Consider the following 18,631-nt stretch of genomic DNA (forward strand, 5'->3'; position numbering starts at 1 on the left):
CCACTCCCCTTGGTGGTCAGATCCGTGTCAGAATGTCGCACCCCGGCGCACCGATCAACGATTTTCTTGTTATCGCAAACAGTTTTCATCGCCGTTACACCCGCTCGATGATCTTTTCGCCGAACAGACCCTGCGGCCGGAACACGAGGAAGATCAGCGCCAGAACATAGGCAAACCAGTTTTCGGTCGCGCCTCCGATCAACGGACCGGCCAGGAACTCGAACAGCTTCTCGCCCACGCCGATGATCAGCCCGCCGATGATCGCACCGGGGATCGAGGTGAAGCCACCCAGCATCAGCACCGGCAGCGCCTTGAGCGCGATCAGCGACAGCGAGAACTGCACCCCGGATTTGGAGCCCCACATGATGCCCGCGACCAGCGCCACGAAACCCGCGATCGACCACACCAGGATCCAGATGAAGCGCAGCGAGATCCCAACCGACAGCGCCGCCTGGTGATCGTCGGCCACCGCGCGCAGGGCCCGGCCCTGTTTGGAATACTGGCTGAACAGCGTCAGCGCGGTCACCAGCAGGATCGCGACCACCGTCGCCACGATGTCGAGGTTGTCGATGAAGAAGCCATAGCCGAAGATGCTGTCGGTCAGGCCCTCGACGGTTTCGGAGATGCCCTGCGGCAGGCCGACGTCAAGCTTCTTGATGTCGGCGCCCCACATCACATCGCCAAACCCTTCCAGGAAATAGGCCATGCCGATGGTCGCCATGAACAGGATGATCGGCGCCTGATTGACCAGATGCTTGAGCACCAGTTTCTCGATGACGATCGCCAGACCGACCATCACCGCGGCGGTCAGGATGATTGCCAGCACCGAAGGCACGGTCCAGCCGAAATGCGTCAGGTGACCGCCGGTGACCGCGTTGATCAGATGCGCGAAGGGCACCTGGCCTTGCTGAATACCGACCAGCGTCAGCGCCGCGAACAGCGCCAGAACGCCCTGCGCATAGTTGAAGATGCCCGAGGCCTTGTAGATCAGCACAAAGCCCAGAGCGACCAGCGCATACATCACCCCCGCCATCAGACCGTTGAGGGTGACCTCCATCGCGAAAAGAAGTTGATCAGGCATGGTGCGCCTCCGTGGCTTGAATGCGGGTCGTGGGGGCAAACTCAGTCATGGGCCACCCCCAGATAGGCGTCGATCACTTCCTGGCTGTTGCGCACCTCGTCGGGGGTGCCGTCACCGATCTTCTTGCCGTAATCCATCACCACGACGCGGTCGGACAGGTCCATGACCACACCCATGTCGTGCTCGATCAGGGCAATCGTCGTGCCGAACTCGTCGTTCACATCCAGGATGAAGCGGCACATGTCCTCTTTTTCCTCGACGTTCATGCCGGCCATCGGTTCATCCAGCAGCAGGATCTTGGGTTCCGCCGCCAGCGCACGCGCCAGTTCGACACGCTTCTTCAGACCATAGGGCAGACGACCGACAGGCGTTTTCCGAATATTCTGAATTTCAAGGAAGTCGATGATCTTCTCGACTTTTTCGCGGTGTTCGTCCTCTTCCTTCGACGCGCCGCCCCACCACATCGCCTGAGACAGCAGCCCCGATTTCATCAGGGTCAGCCGCCCGGTCATAATGTTGTCCAGCACCGACATGCCATCGAACAACGCGATGTTCTGGAAGGTCCGGGCGATCCCCAGCTGCGCCACCTGATAGGGTTTCATCGGCCCGCGCTTGTAGCCCTTGAACCAGACTTCGCCCTCGGTCGGCACATAGAACCCCGAGATCACGTTCAGCATCGAGGATTTCCCCGCGCCGTTCGGCCCGATGATCGCGCGGATCTCGCCGTCGCGAATGTCGAAGCTGATATTCTGAATCGCCGTCACACCGCCGAATTTCAGGGTGATGTTCTTCATCTCCATCAGCACGCCGCCGATCTTGCGGCCGTCTGCGGTGACGTATCCTTCGCTCATGTCGTTCATTCCGCAGCCATCCTTTGTTCCGGGGCCACCTGCGCATCGGCAAGGGTCAGCGTCGCCGTGATCTTGCCCTTGCGCCCGTCCTCATAGGTCACCTCGGTCTCGGTGTAGACGCTGTCGCGCCCGTCATAGAGCGCGGCGATCAGATCGGCATATTTGCTTTCGACGATATTGCGGCGCACCTTGCGGGTACGGGTCATCTCGCCATCGTCGGCATCCAGTTCCTTGTGCAGGATCAGGAAGCGATGGATCTGACAACCCGACAGCATCGGATCTTGCGCGACACTGGCGTTGACCTCGTCGATATGGCTTTTGATCATCGCATAGACGCGCGGATGACCGGCCAGCTCCTGATAGGACGCATAGGCGATGTTGTTACGCTCGGCCCAGTTGCCCACCGCCGTCAGGTCGATGTTGATGAAGGCGGTGCAACGATCCCGACCCGCGCCAAAGACCACGGCCTCAAGGATGTTGGGGTAGAACTTGAGCTTGTTTTCCACATATTTCGGGGCGAACAGACGGCCATCGGCCATTTTGCCCACGTCTTTGGCGCGGTCGATGATACGCAGGTGTCCCGAGCCTTCCTCAAAGAACCCTGCATCCCCCGTTGCGACCCAGCCCTCGGCGTCTTTCGTCGAGGCGGTGCTTTCGGGGTTCTTGTAATATTCCACAAAGGTGCCGGGGCTGCGATAGAACACTTCGCCATTGTCCCCGATCTTCACCTCGACGCCCGGGCTCGGCACGCCCACCGTGTCCGAACGGACCTGGCCGTCGGGCTGCTGCGTGATGAACACCGAAGCCTCGGTCTGGCCATACAGCTGCTTCAGGTTGATGCCCAGCGAGCGGTAGAAATCAAAGATCTCGGGCCCGATCGCCTCGCCCGCGGTGTAGCCCACGCGGATGTTGGAAAAGCCCAGCGTGTTCTTCAGCGGCCCGTAGATGAAGATATTGCCCAGCAGATAGCTCAGGCGCTGCCCGAAGCTGACCGGCTTGCCGTCCAGAATGTTCGGTCCGACCTTGCGCGCAACGGCCATGTAATGATCGAACAGCTTCTTCTTGAACCGCCCCGCATCTTCCATGCGGATCATCACATTGGTCAGCTGGCCTTCGAACACCCGCGGCGGCGCGAAGAAATAGCTCGGCCCGATTTCGCGCAGGTCGGTCATCATCGTGGCCGGGCTTTCGGGGCAGTTCACGGTGAAGCCCGCCCACATCGCCTGCCCGATCGAGAAGATGAAATCGCCCACCCAGGCCATCGGCAGATAGGCCAGAACCTCTTCGTTATGGGTCAGCCGGTCGAAGGCGACCGAATTCTTCGCAGTCTCGATGATGTTGCGGTTCGACAGCACAACGCCCTTGGGCTTGCCCGTCGTCCCCGAGGTGTAAAGCATCACACAGGTGCTGTCATAGGTCAGTTCCGCGATGCGCTTGCTCAGCTCTTCCTCATAGCGGTAATGGCCCGCGCGGCCCTCGGACTGCACATCTTCCAGCGCGTTCATCCGCGAATGGTCGTATTTTCGCATGCCGCGCTTGTCGGTATACATCACATGCTGGATGTGGTGGATGCGGTCCTCGACCTCGACCACCTTGTCGACCTGCTCCTGATCGCCGCAGATGACAAAACGCGCGCCGCAGTTTTCCAGAACATAGGCCATCTCTTCGGCCACCGCGTCCTGATACAGCGGCACCGGAATCGCGCCGCACATCTGCGCCGCGACCATTGCCCAGTAATGCGCCGGGCGGTTGCGCCCGATGATCGCGATATAATCGCCCCGCTCGACCCCAAGGCTCAGGAAGCCCAGCGCCATGGCGCGGATTTCCTCGGCGGCCTCGGCCCAGGTCCAGCTTTGCCAGATACCGAATTCCTTTTCCCGATACGCGGGCAGGCCGCCGAAACGTTTGACGTTTCGGGCCAAAAGCGCCGGAATCGAATGCGCAGATTCCTCTGCCGCAACTGCGTCAGCCATTGATCCTCCCTTACGCCGGCAAACCGGCGCCCCTCGCCGCGGTGGGCGATTCCTCCGTCGCCCATAGCGTCATGCCGTGACCCTCGGCGTCAAACTTTTCCTGACTTTTTCTGGATTCTTACGAATTCTTTCAGCGTGATTTCTTCTCTTTGCCCCACCCCGCCGCGATGTTAGCGAAGAAGACGGAGGCGGAAAGATGACAACGGATGACACGCGCGAACGGCTGACACAGGCCGGACTGAACCTGATCCAGCAGGCCCTGTCGATCTTTGACAGCGATCTGCGGCTGGCGGTGTCGAACCGGGAATATCAGCGCATGTTCGACCTGCCCGAAGCGCTGACCCGCCCCGGCACGCCATTTTCCGACACGATCCGCTATCTGATCGAACGCGGCGATTACGGCCCCGTCGCCGACATCGAAGAGGCGGTGTGGTCGCGCGTCGATCAGGCCCGCGCATTTGAGCCGCACTACATGGAACGCACCCGCGCCAACGGTCGCACGATCGCGGTCGAGGGATCGCCCCTGCCGCAGGGGGGCTGGGTCACCGTCTATACCGACATCACCGAGATCAAGCGGCAAGAGGCCCTGCTGCGCGCCCATTCGGCGGAGCTGTCCGAACAGGTTCTGGAAAACGCCGAACGTCTGGCGCAGGCGAACCGTGCGCTCGGTGCCACCAATGCCGCGCTGGAAGAGGCCAAGCGCGAGCTGACGATGATCGAGGCGCGCACCCGGCAGGTCACCGAAATGATGCCTGCCCATATCGCCCATGTGGACCGGGACTTTCGCTATACCTTCTCGAACCGCAAACTGTCCGAGGTGATGCCCGGCAGCCTGCTGGACGTGGTGGGCCTGCCCGCGGCCGAGGCCCTGGGGACCGAAACCTTCGCCCGGATCGAGCCGGGCTTCTCGCGTGCGCTTGCGGGCGAGGCCAATGTGATCGAGATCACCCACGCCCCCACGGGCCGGCGTATCCGCATCGCACTGACACCCGACCGCGACGGCGCGGGCGGGGTCAACGGCGTCTATATCCTGTCGACCGATGTCACCCACGAAGCACAGGCCCGCGCGGCGCTTGCGCAATCGTCCAAACGGGAACTGGCGGCGCAGCTGACCTCGGGGCTGGCGCATGATTTTGCCAATCTTCTGACGATCATTCTGGGCCTGCAGGGGCGGCTGGAGCGGATGGCACATCTGCCCCCCGAGGCCGCCGAAATCGCCCGCTCGACCCTGGCGGCGGCACGACGTGGCGGCATGTTGCTGGACCGGATCGCGGCCATCTCGGGCCCGCGCGAGTTGCGCCCGCAGGCCGTGGTGCTGGGCGATCTGTTGCACGATCTGGCGGCAATGGCGCGGCCCACGCTGGGGGCGGCGGTCACGCTCGACATCTTCACCGCCGGGCTGGATACGCCGATTCTGCTTGATCCCGGCCCGCTGCAAGACAGTCTGCTGAACCTGCTGCTGAACGCGCGCGATGCGATGGCCCCGGCGGGCGGCTATATCACGATCGAGGCGCACGAGGTGCGCGACACCTGGGTCGAGATCGCCGTCTCCGATACCGGCCCGGGTTTCTCGCCCGAGGCGCTGGAACGCGGGCTCGATCCGTTCTTCACCACCAAGGGCGGCGAAGGGTCGGGCCTTGGGCTGTCGATGGTCTATGACCAGACCAAGCTGGCGGGCGGCACGGTGCGTCTGGAAAACACCCCCACCGGCGCGCGCATCACCCTGCGCCTGCCGCTGCGGCACGCCGAACCGCAGCGGCCGATGCTGGTGCTGCTGGTCGAGGATGACGACGACATCCGCGCCAATGTGCGCGAAATGCTGCGCGGGCTGGGCCACAGCGTGATCGAGGCGACCACCATCGCCGAAGCGCAGGCGCTGGCCAACCTGCCCGACATCGGCATGGTGCTGTCCGACGTGCAGCTGCCCGGCGCGACGACCGGCGTCGATCTGGCGCGGCAACTGACCGGGCGGCGCTGCGTCGCGCTGATGACCTCGCTGCCGCCGGGCGATAGTTTGCGCGCCTCGGCGCCCTGCCCTGTCCTGCAAAAACCTTTCACCCAGGCCGAGCTTGCGGCCCTGATTGCCGGAGCCTGCCAATGACCGCCGCCCAGCCGCATGTCGCCATTCTGGACGACGAACCCGAAATCCGCCGGATGCTGTCGGACGCGCTGGAAGAGGCCGGGTTTCGCACCACCAGCTATGGCCGCGCCACCGAATTCGAGGCCGCGCTGAAACGGATGGCGCCCGATGTCTGCCTGGTCGACCTAGGCCTGCCCGACCGCGACGGTCTGGCGCTGGTGCATCGGCTGGCGCTGGAATCGGGCGCGGCGATCATCATCATCTCGGGCCGTGCGCAGGTGCAGGACCGGGTGACCGGGCTGGAACTCGGGGCGGACGACTACATCATCAAACCCTTTGATCCGGCCGAGGTCGTGGCCCGCATCCGCGCCCGTCTGCGCAAGCATCGCGCCGATGCCGGCCCCGCCGCGCAGGTCGCGCATTTCGCCGGCTGGCGCGCCCATTTCGACCGCTACATCCTCGTGGATGCCGCAGGCACCGAAACCCCGTTTTCCCATGCCGAAGGCGAGGTGTTGCGGCTGTTCCTGGACGCACCCAACCGGCTGATCTCGCGGGCGCAGATGCAAGAAAGCCTGGGCGGCGCGGCGGGCGAAAGTTTCGACCGGGCAATGGATGTGCGGATCTCTCGGCTGCGCACCAAGCTGGGCGAAGACCCCAAGAACCCGCGGCTTATCAAGACGATCTACGGCGCGGGCTATATCTTTCTGGGTGAGGTCCGGTGGGAGTGATTTTGCGCTGGCATTGCCCGGCCGCTTCTGATTCCCTGGCACAAATCCCGGATCGAAAGCACTGCCATGCTGACCCTTCTGCTCCACCGTGCGCCCTCCAGGGCGTTCTATCGCGTTGAAATTTCGGACAATCTGTTCGGGGAATACACCGTTTTGCGGGAATGGGGCCGACAGGGGCGGCGCGCGGGCAGCCGGGCAAACTGGTTTTCCAACCTGCGCGAAGCTGTGCATGCCGCCGACCGCTGGCGCGGCAAGGCGGTCGCGCGTGGCTACCGGATGACCGAACGCCAGACGGCACGGGGCTGAACCATGGGCGCGATGATCCATTGGTGTGGAACGGGGCTTAGCTCGGGGCCGGGTCTGCGGCGACTGATCGACCAGGGCCGCGCGGTGACGGTCTGGACGATCGACGAACCCGCCGCCTATGCGCTGATCGGCGGGCGCCCGGCGCGTATCGCCGCCTACAGCCCGCAGGCGTTGCGCGCGGCCCTCAATCCCGGCGATGTCGTGGTCTCGATGCTGCCGCCCGACCTGCACCTGAGCCTTGCTGAAATCGCGCTGGACGCAGAGGCGCATTTCGTCTGCTCGTCCTATCTGAGCGATGCGCTGCGCGCATTGGATGGCCGCGCGCGTGATCTTGGCGTGGCGCTGGTCGGCGAAGTCGGGCTCGACCCCGGGATCGACCATCTGATGGCGCATGATCTGGTGGCCGATTATCGGACCAGCGGTCTGGCCGGCCCGGACACCACGCTGTCGTTCCATTCCTATTGCGGCGGCGTGCCCGCGCAGCCCAACGCGTTTCGCTATAAATTCAGCTGGTCGCCGCTGGGGGTCTTGCGGGCGCTGAAATCTCCCTCGCGCTCGATCCGGCATTTCTCGGAACTGCGGGTCAGCCGCCCGTGGGAAGCCGTCAGCCGCTTCGACACCACCCTGCCCCGCCCCGAAAGTTTCGAGGTCTACCCCAACCGCGACAGCCTGCCCTTCATCGCGGACTATCGCTTCGATCCGGGCTGGAAGATCGAGGATTTCGTGCGCGGCACGATCCGGCTGATGGGCTGGGCCGAGGCCTGGAAGCCTGTCTTCGCCGCGCTGGAGGATGACGCCCCAGGCGCCGGGGATCGGCTGGCCACACTGGCCGACAGGCTCTGGCACGAGAATGCCTATGGCCCCGGCGAACCCGACCGCGTGGTGCTGCATGTCACGCTGCAGGCCAAACGCGCGGGGCGCCCCGTCTGGCACAAATCCTGGGCACTGGATGCGACAGGCGATGCGCGCGGATCGGCCATGGCACGGCTGGTGTCGGGGCCGGTGTCGCTGGCGACCGAAGCGGTTCTGGCGCGCACCATCCCCGCAGGCGTTCACCCCGCGCCGCATGATGCGAAACTGGTTGCGGATTGGCTGGCGGCGCTGGACACCCAGGCGCAATATCTGGCCAAGCACAACCACCTGACCTGACCCCCGGGGGTTTTGCCCCCCTGCCTCCACCGCCCTCAGAACGGGCAGGGCGCGCTGAAGGTCATGGTCTGGTTGCTGTCGGGGTGCCGGATGCGCAGGCTTTCGGCATGCAGCATCAGCCGCGGATAGTCCCGCGCCGCCCCCGTTGCATACAGCGGATCGCCCAGGATCGGATGGCCCAGTTCCATCATATGCACCCGCAACTGATGACTGCGCCCGGTCAGCGGCGTCAGCCGCACCCGCGTGGTGCCGTCCGGGTCGTGGCGCAGAACCCGCCAATCGGTCTGCGCGGGTTTGCCGGTCTCGTGGTTCACATGCTGGCGCGGGCGGTTCGGCCAGTCGACGATCAGCGGCAGGTCGACCCGCCCCGTCTTCGGCTCCAGATGCCCCCAGAGCCGGGCGAGATACTGCTTCTTCGTCTGCCGGTCCTCGAATTGCCGCCCCAGATGGCGCTGTGCATGCGGGGTCAGGCCGAAGATCATCACCCCCGAAGTATCCAGATCCAGCCGGTGCACCAACAGCACCGTCGGATAGGCGCCGCGCAGCCGGTTGATCAGGCAATCGGCCCGGTCCTCGCCGCGCCCGGGCACCGACAGCAGGCCTGCGGGTTTGTCGACCACGAGGATCTCGTGATCCGCATACAGGATACGCGGGGCCTCGGGCGGCGGAGAATAGATGAAATCGCTCATGTTCCGGGGATGGCGCGGGGCGCGCGGGGCGTCAAGCCTCAGTCGATCACAAGCCGCGCGGCCAGACCACCAAACAGCACCGCCGCCACCCGGTTCAGCACCCCCATCCGCCGCGCCAGCCGCGCGCCAAGCCACCCCGCCGTCAGGCCGTAGCCGATGGTCGTAAGGGTTCCGGTAATCGTCACGATGCTGCCCAGAAGCACGATCTGCTGCCAGACCGGCCCGTATTCGGGACGGGTGAATTGCGGCAGGAAGGCCAGCATGAACAGCATCACCTTGGGGTTCAGCACATTGATCGTCACGCCGCGCCGCAGGGCTTCGGCCGGACCGATCGGGCCGCGGGCGGCCACCATATGCGGCGCGCCCGCACGCCAGCTTTTCACCGCGATCCACAGCAGATAGGTCGCGCCGGCCCAACGGATCACCCCCAAGGCACCGGGATGCGCCGCGACCAGCGCCGAAAGGCCCAGCGCCGCCAGCGTGACATGCACGATGCCGCCAAGGCCAACGCCCAGCCCCGCCGCGGCGCCTGCGCGCGGCCCGCCCTGAATGCCGCTGGCGGTGGCAAACAGCACATCCGACCCCGGCGTCAGGTTCAGCACAAGCCCACCGATCATGAAGGCGATCAGTTGCTCGGTCGGGTAGGTGGCAAGAATATCGAACATGGGCTGGCTCCGGCTGGACGGGCGGAGCTTAGCCGAACCATCGGCCCACGCAATTCCCTTTACCAGGCACGATGATAGCGCCAACTGCGAAATTTACGCTACGTCGCTTCGTCCCGGCCAACTGGCGTGCGGGGGGGCGGCGCGCTAGGGTTTGCGCGCAACCATCCTGGGGAGTTTTCCATGACCGGCATCGTTATTCTTTCGGGCGCCCGCACCGCCATCGGCACCTTTGGCGGCAGCCTTGCTGGCTTCACGCCGATCGAACTGGCCACCACCGCCGCCAAGGCCGCCATCGCACGCGCCGGGATCGAGGCCGACAAGATCGGTCAGGTCGTGTTCGGCCACGTTCTGAACACCGAACCGCGCGACATGTATCTGAGCCGCGTTGCCGCGCTGGAAGCGGGTGTGACCGTCGGCACGCCCTGCATGAACGTCAACCGCCTGTGCGGTTCGGGCGCGCAGGCGATCGTCTCGGCCACGCAGGCGCTGATGCTGGGCGACGCCGATTTCGCGCTGGCAGGCGGTGCCGAATGCATGAGCCGCGGCCCCTACATCATCCCCTCGGCCCGCTTCGGCCAGAAGATGGGCGACGCCAAGATGATCGACATGATGACCGGCGCGCTGACCTGCCCCTTCGGCACCGGCCACATGGGCGTGACCGCCGAAAACGTGGCCAGCGAATGCGCCATCACCCGCGACGATCAGGACGCCTTCGCGATGGAAAGCCAGAACCGCGCCGCTGCCGCCATCGCGGCCGGCCTGTTCAAGGAAGAAATCGTCCCGCTTGAAATCGCCTCGCGCAAGGGCACGGTGGTTTTCGACACCGACGAGCATCCGAAATCGACTTCGCTGGAAAAACTCGGCGGGCTGAAGCCGGTGTTCAAGAAGGATGGCTCTGTCACCGCGGGCAACGCCAGCGGCATCAATGACGGCGCCGCCGCCGTGGTGCTGGCCCGGGCCGAAGCCGCCGAAGCCGCCGGTCTGAAGCCGATGGCCAAGATCCTGGGCTACTCGGTTGCGGGCGTGCGCCCCGAGGTGATGGGTCTGGGCCCGATCCCGGCCGTGCAGCAGCTGTGCGAGAAACTGGGCATGACCGTTGCCGATTTCGACGTGATCGAAAGCAACGAGGCCTTTGCCGCGCAGGCGCTGGCGGTGTCCAAGGAACTCGGCCTCGACCCGGCCAAGGTCAACCCGAACGGCGGCGCGATTGCGCTTGGCCACCCGATCGGTGCCACCGGCGCGCTGCTGACCGTGAAGACGATGTATCATCTGCAGCGCACGGGCGGCAAACTCGGGCTGATCACGATGTGCATCGGCGGCGGTCAGGGCATCGCCATCGCCATCGAACGGGTGTGATGTCCTTCACCCCTGACGAGCGCGCGGCCTTGCTGGCCGCGCCTCTGGTCGGACCGACCGTTCTGGCCCGGTTCGAGGAAATCGGCTTCGGCTCGGCGCAGGCGCTGGCCGGGGCCGAACCTGACCACATCTGCCGCCTTGTCGCCGCGCATCTGGGAACCACCTGCTGGGCCAATGCTCCGCGCGCACGGCAATCGGTGGCCAATGCGATCGCCGCGGCCCAGGCCTTGCTGGCGGCCCGCGATCTCAGGGCCTGAGCCGGATCTGCGCGCTGGCCGAACGCCCGCGCGCGTCCAGGACCGTCAGCATCACGAACCCCGGCCCCGGCATCGGCAGCGTGGTTTCACGCAGCCGTGACCCGATCGCCACCGGCACCCCGTTCGCCAGCCAGGTGAAGGGGGCCACCCCACCACGCAGCTTCACCACCAACCCGCCCTGCGGTGCCTCCAGTTCCGCCCCGTCGGGCGGGAAGACCAGCGTGGGCGCATCCTCGGGCAGTTCGGCAAAGATCGCATCGCGCGGGCGAAACCGTTGCAACGGCAGCGGCAGGCGCGCGTTGGGCAGCAGCAACGTCGCGGGCGGTGGTGGCGGCAACGGATCGGGCGTGGCCTTGGCGCGCGCGAACAGCTCGAACAGAACGGGCGCCGCCAGATCGCCACCGAACGCCCCCGGCACCGGCGTGCCATCGGGCCGCCCCAGCCAGACGCCGCCCACATGCCGCCCGTCAAACCCGACCGCCAGTGCATCGCGATGGCCATAAGAGGTGCCGGTCTTGTAGGCGATCCGCCCGGGTTGCCCGCCCGGCGGCGGTGCGATCCGCGCCAGAATATCGGTGACCTGCCAGGCCGCGACCGCCCCGAACAACCGGGTATCAAGCGGATAGGCCCCGCCCGCCTCGGCCGACAGATGGACCGGCGCGCCCAGACGGGCCAGCGCCGCATAGGCCTGCACCAGATCCTGCAGCGTGATACCCACACCGCCCAGACTGACCGCCAGCCCCGGCTCGCCCCCGGGCAGGCGCAGATCGGCCCCCGCGCGGCGCAGGCTGGCCATCAGCCGCGCCGGCCCCAAGGCCTCGGTCAGGGTGACAACCGGGATATTGAGCGATTGCGTCAGCGCGGTGCGGATGCTGACGGTGCCGCGAAACTTGCGGTCGAAATTTTGCGGGTGCCAGGCGCCAAAGGCCACCGGGCGATCCTCGATCAGGGTTTCGGGATGTGCCAGACCGTCGTCGAAGGCCAGCGCATAGACAAAGGGTTTCAGCGTCGACCCGGGCGAGCGCAGCGCCTGCGTCATGTCAACGAAACCCGCCCGCCTGTCATCGCTCCAGTCTGCCGCGCCGACCTGCGCCAGGATCTCGCCGCTTTGGTGATCGGCAAAGATCATCGCGGCCGAGACCTGCCCGGCCAGCCCCGCCACCGCACGCCGCGCCAGCGCCTCGGCGGCGCGTTGCAGCCCGGCGTCAATCGTGGTTTCGATCCGGGCGCCCTGCGGGGCGGCCCGCGCCAGCCGATCGGTCAGATGCGGGGCAAGCGCGGGAAAGTCGCGCCGGGGCCCGGGCATCGGCTCTGCCTGCGCGGCGGCCAGTTGCTCGGGCGTCAGTGCGCCTGCCGCGCCCAGCCGCGCCAGAACCCGGTCGCGCGCCACCTGTGCGGCCTGCAGCGCCCGGTCCGGGCGGCGGCTTTCGGGCGCTTGCGGCAGCGCGATCAGCAGCGCCGCCTCGGCGGGCGTCAGGCGGCGCGGTTCCTTGCCCAGCCAGGCCAGACTGGCGGCGCGCACCCCTTCCAGATTACCGCCAAAGGGCGCCAGCCGCAGATACAGATCAAGGATCTGGGCCTTGGACAGATGCCGTTCCAACGCCAGCGCGACCCGCGCCTGCCGGAATTTGCCGCGCAGCGTGCCGGTCGGCCCAGCCTCCAGCAGCCGCGCGACCTGCATGCTCAGCGTCGAGGCGCCCGAGATGATCCGCCCCGCCCGCAGCCCCTGCCATGCGGCGCGCAGAACCGCGCGCGGATCGACCCCGGCGTGATCGTAGAACCGGCGGTCCTCGAATGCGATCAGCAGGCGCAGATAGGCCGGATCGACGGGCCCCGGCGCCAGCCGCCAGCGCCCGTCCGCCACCGGAAAGGCGCGCAGCAGGCTGCCGTCGCGGGCCACAACCTCGGTGCCGACGGGCACCACCAGCGCGGGCAGGTCGGTGCGCGCGATCCAGTCGTCGAAGCCGTCGCGCCCGGCGCCCAACAGCGCCAGTGCGACCGCCAGAGCCGCAAGCAGGCGGTGCATCTACTGGATCACCACCCGCTCCGCCCCGGTCTGCGCGCGCTGGTCGGGGCGATACATGTCCTCAACCGAGGCCGCCGGACGATGGAAGCTGCCCGGGCTTACCGCGCGCAGGATATAGGCCAGACGGAACGACCGATCCGAGCGCCAGTTCAGTGCGGCCAGGAACCGATCCTGCCGGAACTCGGTCATCTCGGTATTCTCCTCGACCTGCAACCAGTCAAGCGCGGCCAGATCGCCCGCGCGCAGCAGGTTGGGGTTGTCGATCTCGAACCCGGCCGGCAGCGGATCGGCCACCATCAGCCGCGCCTCGACCGGACCATGCGGGGTGATTTCCAGCACCTCGACCAGACGGTCGCCCTGTTTCACCGCCCCCGGATCGACCGGGCTCCCATCAAATGCGTAAAGCTGCCGGGTGATCGAGTACCCCTTGCCACCCGCAGGTTCGGGCACCTCGGGCACGCCGATTGTCGTCAGCGTCAGTACCGCAGGCCGCGCCGTGCCATTGCGGATATCAAGGCTTTGGCCCGCCGTATCCGCGCCGATCATCCGCAGCAGCGGCCCATCGACCGGCGCGCCGTTGACGGTGAACCCGTCAAGGCCGGGGCGGTCGATCATCGCGTGGGTGGCCAGCAGGGTCCAGGCGGCCTCCTGCGTGGACAGGCGCTGCCCGGCGATCCGGCTGGCAAGTCCCTGCCCCAGATCGGCCAGCGGCACCGCCTGCGATCCCGCCCCCGCCGCCAGCGCCAGAACGCCGGCGCGGTCACGCAGCGCGGTGCCGTAATCGGCCCGCCACAGCGCCGCATCCTCGGGCTGTGCCAGCAGCGCGGCCGCCCGCGCAAACATCGCATCGGCCCGGGTCTGATCGCCATAAGAGGCCAGCGCCGCGCCCAGTTGCGCCGCAGCCAGCGGCGTTGCGAAATCGCCGCCCTTCACATCGGCATAATAGCGCAGGTCCGACACCGAGGCCGCGCCTTCGCGCGCCAGCACCATCAGCGCATAGGCCAGATCGCGGCCGCCGCCATTGCTGCCGCCATCGAAATCGGGGGCGTAGTTCACCTGATTGCGCAGGTTGTCCATCGCATTGCGGAAGGCCGCATCGGGCACGGCATAGCCTTCGTGGCGCGCCCGACTCAGGAAATCGGACACATAGGCATCAAGCCACAGATCGCCCGAACTGGCGGACCACAGACCAAACGCCCCCGAGGCATCCTGATTGGTCAGCACCTTGCGGATCGCCACCTCGACCCGGTCGCGCAGATCGGCGGGGCTGGCCAGCCCCATCGTCTCGGCCACGCTGGACAGGTAAAGCAGTGGCAGCGCCTTCGAGGTCACCTGCTCGGTGCAGCCGTAGGGGTAGGTATCCAGCGCATCCAGAAGCGCCGCCGTATCGAACTGCGCCAGCGGGCCGACCGCCAGCATCGCCCGCGCGGTGCCCGGAACGAAACCGCTCAGGGCATTGGCATCGAAGGTGAAGCTGTTCCCCGCCGCCAGATCGAAGCGGCTTTGATGCGCCACGGCCGGGTCGTTTTGCTGCACCGGCAGGGTCAGCATCTTCTCCAGCAGCTTGCCATCGGGCGTGGTCAGCGCGATGCGGATCTGATGCAGCCCGGCGGTCTGTGGCGCCGTGATCGGCACGCTGAGTTCGGTCTTGCCCAGATCGGCCAGATCGACGCCCGAAGGCGCCGCACCCAGTGCCAACCCCGCCGAGGTCAGATCCAGCCCCATCCGCCCCGAGGGGCCGCTGGCATGCACGATTTCCAAAAGCATCCGCGACTGGTCGCCCGGCGCCAGGAAGCGCGGCACCGAAGCGGTCACCACCACCGGATCGCGCACCAGCACATCGGCCTGCGCCTGCCCCACCCCGGTTTCCGACCACACCACCGCCATCAGCCGCACGGTGCCGTTGAACGCGGGCATCTGGAATTCGGTGCGGGCATAGCCATCCGCGCCCACCTCCAGCGGACCCGAGAAATAGGCCACCAGTTCCTCGGTGGGGGGCGGCGCCTGCGTCGTCATCTCGCGCCCCGCATCGCCGCCCGACCGGATGATACCGTCTTCGCCCGCCTGCCCGTCGATCAGCCGCCCGTAGATGTCGCGCAGGCCGACGCCCAGTCGACGCTGACCGAAATAATGCGCCGAGGGGTCGGGCGATTTGAACCCGGTCAGGTTGAGGATCCCCAGATCGACCGCCGCGATGGAGACATGCGCGGTTTCGCCCGGCGCCACGCCATCGACCTTGATGGCCACCGGCAGGGCCGCGCGCGGGTCCGATGCCGTGGGCGCCTCGAAGGCGGCCTGCAACTGGCGCGCCCCCGGGTCCACCGCGGCATGCGCCAGCCCCATCGCCCGCACCGGGGCGCGTTCGGGCGCGTCCGCCTCCAGCGGGCGGATCACCGAGGCGGTGACATAGGCGCCTGCGCCCCAATCATCGGTCACCGGCAGTTCGATCACATTCTCGCCCGCCGTCACAGGCACCGATTTCAGCGAAATCAGACGGTTCGACAGAACCGAGACCAACGCCACGCCATCGGTCGCGGGCACCACCCGCAGCCGCGCCACATCGCCGCTGCGATAGCCCGGCTTGTCCAGCGACAGCTCCAGCCGGTCGGGGCTGGCCAGCACATCGGCGGGCGCATACCAGCCCGCGTCGAAGCCCACCGAACTGGCGGTATAGGCACCGCCCACACGCTCGACCACCAGCTCATATTGCCCCCAGTCGACCGGCACGCCGATTTCGGCCGGGCCCTCGGCGCCCAGGCTCAGATCGCCCTGCGCAACCGCCTTGCGATGGGTCACGGCCTCCCAGTTCCACGAGCCATAAAGCGAATACCACTGATAGCGTGTCTCGACCCGGTTCAGCACCCAATGCACTTGCATCGGCACCGGCGCGGCCTGCTGCCCCAGCGCCAGAATGCGGAAGCGGGCCTCGGCCCCCTCGGCCACGGTATCGTCGAACATCGGGCGAATGCCGATCACCGGATCGGCCGGCAGGATGATGCGGCTGATGCTGCGTTCCACCGGACGGCCCGAGCCCTCCTTGACCCGCACGGTGAAGGTGGCATCCAGCGGGCGTTTGCCGTCGTCGCCCATGTCGGGCAGCTCGGCATAAAGGCGGCCATGGCCCGCGGCATCGGTCGTGCCATCGCCCAGCGATGCACTCCAGGGCGAGAAAGGCGCATCGTGGCGGGCGAAGCGATAGCCCTCGAACCCCGGCACATCGGTGGCCGCGCTCAGCCGCAGATCGCCTTCCATCTCCAGATCGGCGCCCGGTGCGCCGAACAGATACCGCGCGTCCACACCGATTTCGGGAATGTCGCCCCCGGCCAGAAGGCCATCGGGCAGGGACAGGTCAAAGTCGATCCGTTCGGGCAGGAAATCCTCGACCAGCAGCTTGGAACTGGCCAGCGGTGCGGCCTTCAGATCGGCAAAGACATCCAGCCGCCAGGTGCCGCGCGGCGCCTGCCCGCCCAGCGCGAAGCTGGCCACATGGCCGCCCGCCCCGGCATCGGTGGCGATCATCCGGGAATATTCCACGCCATCGGGACGCATCAGAACGGCGGTCAGCGGCAGGCCGGGCAACGCCCGGGTGGCCGCATCGCGCGCAAGCATCGTGGCATGGATCGTCTCGCCTACGCGGTAGGCGCCGCGATCGGTCGCCAGAAACACGTCGATCGGCGGCGCGGGCGGCAGGCCCTCGACCCCGCGATCGGACAGGTCGAATTCGGCATCGGTCAGCGACAGGAAGGCCATGTCATCACCCGAAGCCACGGTCACCAGCGCGGGCGCCGCAGCGCCGCGCCCGGCAGCAATCCCCGCATCGAAATGGGCCACGCCTGCGGCATCAGTGCGGGTCTGGCCCAGCACGGCGTTGGCCTTGGAAATCAGCTCGACCGCGACATCGGCGCGAGGCGCGGCATCGGACAGCCCGCGCACCGCCACCGTCAGCCCATCGGTGCCCGAATAGGTGCTCAGCCCCAGATCCGAGATGACAAACCACTGCGTCGCCGCCGGATTGTCCATCTCGTCCTTGCCCGGAACGCTGGCCTGCAAGGCATAGACCCCGGGCCCCAGCGGCCCCGTCACCTCTTGCACGGGCAGGCGCGTGGTCATGTCACGGTTGACCTGCATCGCGACATCGGCGGTCCCGGTCCAGACCTCTTCGGCCATCGTGTCGGTGAAGTAATCTGCCTGCCAATAGTCGAGCGAGCGGGCGAAGTAATCTTCGCGCATCGCGGCCACCAGGTTGCGGTCGGACACACGCAGCAGACGCAGGTCCAGATGTTCGGTATTCACGGTTTCCACCGGCAGCCCCGCATCCACCGCACGCGGCAGCACATAGGCCCGGCCCGGGAAGCGCACGGCGGGCGAACGATCACGGATATAGGCGGTGATCGTCACATCCCTGGCCAGCACCTCGCCCGAGGCGGCGGGCAGGCCCTTGCGGAAGGTCAGGCTCTGGCGTTCGCCATGGCTGAACCCCTCGACGCAGATCCGGTCGCCCGTTGCCTCGACCGAAAGGCCGGGCTTGGGCAGCTGCACGAAGCTGGCGTAATCGGTGCCCGCGCGAACCAGATCGGCGTTGAACTGCGCACAGATCCGCGGGCTGGCGCTGTCGGCTTCGACCTCGTGGCCCGAAACGCGGAAACCGTATTTGGCGGTGGCATCGTCCAGTGCGGCGGCAATATCGGTGCGCGACGACAGGGCCTGCGCCAGCGTCAGTGCCGGGATCATGTCGCGCCCGCGCCCGGCCAATTCGAACGCCTGGGCCAGGACGCTCAACGCCTCGGCCCGGGTGGCCTTGCCCGGCGCACGCAAATAGCCGTTGAGCGCCGCCGGAATGGCCAAGGCCACCCCTTTGCGCCCGTCTTTCGTCAGGACCGTGCGCGCATATTCGACCCATTGATCCGGCGCATCTGTCAGGGTCAGCAATGCGCCCTGCAACCGCCAGATCTGATCCAGATTGCCGCGCCCGCGCGCCGCAGCCAGCGCCTTCGCCAAATCCGCCTCGGACCAATCCCCGCTCAGATGCCGGCGGCCCAGACCTTGCGCCAGACGCAGGGCTGCATCGAAATCCTCTGCATTCAGGAAGCCCAGTTCAGCGGCGCGCTGCTGTGCCAGCGTTTCCGCCCCCGGCGCCGCGGCCCGCACGAAGCCGGAAAATGCCCCCTGATAGGGGCTGGTTGCGGTGATCTCGGCCTTCGGGAAGCACGAATTGTTGCGCGCGTTGAAGGTCACCGCCTCGCAGGCGGGGTTGGCCAGACAGGCGGCCTCGCACGACTCCAGCGTGGTGTCGAAGATCTGCGCCAGATCGCGCCCGGCCAGATCCATGCCTTCGGTAAAGACCATGCGCCGCGCGGGCACCAGCGGTCCGTCCTGCGCCATCAGCGGCACCGCAGTGCAAAAGATCGCGGCGGCAAGAGACAGGGCTTTGAACGACACACGCATAATACATCCTCCCGAAAGACAGGGC

13 protein-coding genes are annotated in these 18,631 nt (G+C 66.8%); 6 read left to right on the plus strand and 7 right to left on the minus strand.

The window, feature by feature from the left end; all coding sequences use genetic code 11:
- Nucleotides 1–94: 94 nt before the first annotated feature.
- The 3 genes from P2G62_RS06340 to P2G62_RS06350 are packed head-to-tail and all read right to left on the minus strand — an operon-like array spanning nucleotide 95 to nucleotide 3,905.
- Nucleotides 95–1,081 (minus strand): branched-chain amino acid ABC transporter permease, encoded by a 987-nt coding sequence (locus tag P2G62_RS06340; RefSeq protein ID WP_275734042.1) that lies wholly within the window; start codon nucleotides 1,079–1,081, stop codon nucleotides 95–97.
- A 41-nt stretch (nucleotides 1,082–1,122) separates the two neighbouring features.
- On the minus strand, nucleotides 1,123–1,941 hold the full coding sequence (locus tag P2G62_RS06345; RefSeq protein ID WP_275734043.1) for an ABC transporter ATP-binding protein: 819 nt from the start codon (nucleotides 1,939–1,941) through the stop codon (nucleotides 1,123–1,125).
- Entirely contained in the window at nucleotides 1,938–3,905 is a 1,968-nt protein-coding gene (locus P2G62_RS06350) for a long-chain fatty acid--CoA ligase (protein WP_275734044.1), read from the minus strand. Before P2G62_RS06350 ends, P2G62_RS06345 begins: the two co-directional genes overlap by 4 nt.
- Before the next feature lie 196 nt (nucleotides 3,906–4,101).
- Here P2G62_RS06350 and P2G62_RS06355 point away from each other — a divergent pair, with 196 nt between their 5' ends.
- The 4 genes from P2G62_RS06355 to P2G62_RS06370 all read left to right on the plus strand — a co-directional run bounded on the left by P2G62_RS06355 (nucleotide 4,102) and on the right by P2G62_RS06370 (nucleotide 8,168).
- Nucleotides 4,102–6,006 (plus strand): PAS-domain containing protein, encoded by a 1,905-nt coding sequence (locus P2G62_RS06355; protein WP_275734045.1) that lies wholly within the window; start codon nucleotides 4,102–4,104, stop codon nucleotides 6,004–6,006.
- Nucleotides 6,003–6,713 (plus strand): response regulator transcription factor, encoded by a 711-nt coding sequence (locus P2G62_RS06360; protein WP_275734046.1) that lies wholly within the window; start codon nucleotides 6,003–6,005, stop codon nucleotides 6,711–6,713. The genes P2G62_RS06355 and P2G62_RS06360 overlap by 4 nt, the downstream gene beginning before the upstream one ends.
- A 66-nt stretch (nucleotides 6,714–6,779) precedes the next feature.
- A complete protein-coding gene (locus P2G62_RS06365) occupies nucleotides 6,780–7,019 on the plus strand; it encodes a WGR domain-containing protein (protein ID WP_275734047.1) in 240 nt (79 codons plus the stop codon).
- A 12-nt stretch (nucleotides 7,020–7,031) separates the two neighbouring features.
- Entirely contained in the window at nucleotides 7,032–8,168 is a 1,137-nt protein-coding gene (locus P2G62_RS06370; RefSeq protein ID WP_275734096.1) for a saccharopine dehydrogenase family protein, read from the plus strand.
- Between the two features lie 35 nt (nucleotides 8,169–8,203).
- Here P2G62_RS06370 and P2G62_RS06375 read toward each other — a convergent pair whose 3' ends face one another.
- Complete coding sequence (locus tag P2G62_RS06375; protein WP_275734048.1) at nucleotides 8,204–8,857, minus strand: pseudouridine synthase; 654 nt, start codon at nucleotides 8,855–8,857, stop codon at nucleotides 8,204–8,206.
- A 38-nt stretch (nucleotides 8,858–8,895) separates the two neighbouring features.
- A complete protein-coding gene (locus tag P2G62_RS06380) occupies nucleotides 8,896–9,522 on the minus strand; it encodes a LysE family translocator (protein WP_275734049.1) in 627 nt (208 codons plus the stop codon).
- A gap of 180 nt (nucleotides 9,523–9,702) precedes the next feature.
- On the opposite strand from P2G62_RS06380, the gene P2G62_RS06385 reads away from it, so the two are divergent.
- Nucleotides 9,703–10,878 carry an acetyl-CoA C-acyltransferase family protein gene (locus tag P2G62_RS06385; protein WP_275734050.1) on the plus strand — a complete coding sequence of 392 codons (1,176 nt, stop codon included), beginning with the start codon at nucleotides 9,703–9,705 and terminating at the stop codon, nucleotides 10,876–10,878.
- Entirely contained in the window at nucleotides 10,878–11,135 is a 258-nt protein-coding gene (locus P2G62_RS06390; RefSeq protein WP_275734051.1) for a hypothetical protein, read from the plus strand. Before P2G62_RS06385 ends, P2G62_RS06390 begins: the two co-directional genes overlap by 1 nt.
- Here the strand turns inward: P2G62_RS06390 and pbpC are convergent.
- Both pbpC and P2G62_RS06400 read right to left on the minus strand, forming a co-directional pair.
- Nucleotides 11,125–13,161 carry a penicillin-binding protein 1C gene (gene pbpC / locus P2G62_RS06395; protein ID WP_275734052.1) on the minus strand — a complete coding sequence of 679 codons (2,037 nt, stop codon included), beginning with the start codon at nucleotides 13,159–13,161 and terminating at the stop codon, nucleotides 11,125–11,127. The two genes, P2G62_RS06390 and pbpC, sit on opposite strands and share 11 nt — an antisense overlap.
- Nucleotides 13,162–18,606 carry an alpha-2-macroglobulin family protein gene (locus tag P2G62_RS06400; protein WP_275734053.1) on the minus strand — a complete coding sequence of 1,815 codons (5,445 nt, stop codon included), beginning with the start codon at nucleotides 18,604–18,606 and terminating at the stop codon, nucleotides 13,162–13,164. It abuts the gene before it with no gap.
- Between the last annotated feature and the right edge of the window lie 25 nt (nucleotides 18,607–18,631).

The sequence above is a fragment of the Paenirhodobacter sp. CAU 1674 genome (genome assembly GCF_029222945.1).
Classification (GTDB): Bacteria; Pseudomonadota; Alphaproteobacteria; order Rhodobacterales; family Rhodobacteraceae; genus Rhodobacter.

Bases quoted from the DNA above. Each gene is read 5' to 3' on its own strand.
- P2G62_RS06345 (WP_275734043.1), bottom strand. From the start codon at position 1,941: ATGAACGACATGAGCGAAGGATACGTCACCGCAGACGGCCGCAAGATC.
- P2G62_RS06375 (WP_275734048.1), bottom strand. From the start codon at position 8,857: ATGAGCGATTTCATCTATTCTCCGCCGCCCGAGGCCCCGCGTATCCTG.
- P2G62_RS06380 (WP_275734049.1), bottom strand. From the start codon at position 9,522: ATGTTCGATATTCTTGCCACCTACCCGACCGAGCAACTGATCGCCTTC.
- P2G62_RS06350 (WP_275734044.1), bottom strand. From the start codon at position 3,905: ATGGCTGACGCAGTTGCGGCAGAGGAATCTGCGCATTCGATTCCGGCG.
- P2G62_RS06370 (WP_275734096.1), top strand. From the start codon at position 7,032: ATGATCCATTGGTGTGGAACGGGGCTTAGCTCGGGGCCGGGTCTGCGG.
- P2G62_RS06365 (WP_275734047.1), top strand. From the start codon at position 6,780: ATGCTGACCCTTCTGCTCCACCGTGCGCCCTCCAGGGCGTTCTATCGC.
- P2G62_RS06360 (WP_275734046.1), top strand. From the start codon at position 6,003: ATGACCGCCGCCCAGCCGCATGTCGCCATTCTGGACGACGAACCCGAA.
- P2G62_RS06385 (WP_275734050.1), top strand. From the start codon at position 9,703: ATGACCGGCATCGTTATTCTTTCGGGCGCCCGCACCGCCATCGGCACC.
- P2G62_RS06340 (WP_275734042.1), bottom strand. From the start codon at position 1,081: ATGCCTGATCAACTTCTTTTCGCGATGGAGGTCACCCTCAACGGTCTG.
- P2G62_RS06390 (WP_275734051.1), top strand. From the start codon at position 10,878: ATGTCCTTCACCCCTGACGAGCGCGCGGCCTTGCTGGCCGCGCCTCTG.
- P2G62_RS06355 (WP_275734045.1), top strand. From the start codon at position 4,102: ATGACAACGGATGACACGCGCGAACGGCTGACACAGGCCGGACTGAAC.
- P2G62_RS06400 (WP_275734053.1), bottom strand. From the start codon at position 18,606: ATGCGTGTGTCGTTCAAAGCCCTGTCTCTTGCCGCCGCGATCTTTTGC.
- pbpC (WP_275734052.1), bottom strand. From the start codon at position 13,161: ATGCACCGCCTGCTTGCGGCTCTGGCGGTCGCACTGGCGCTGTTGGGC.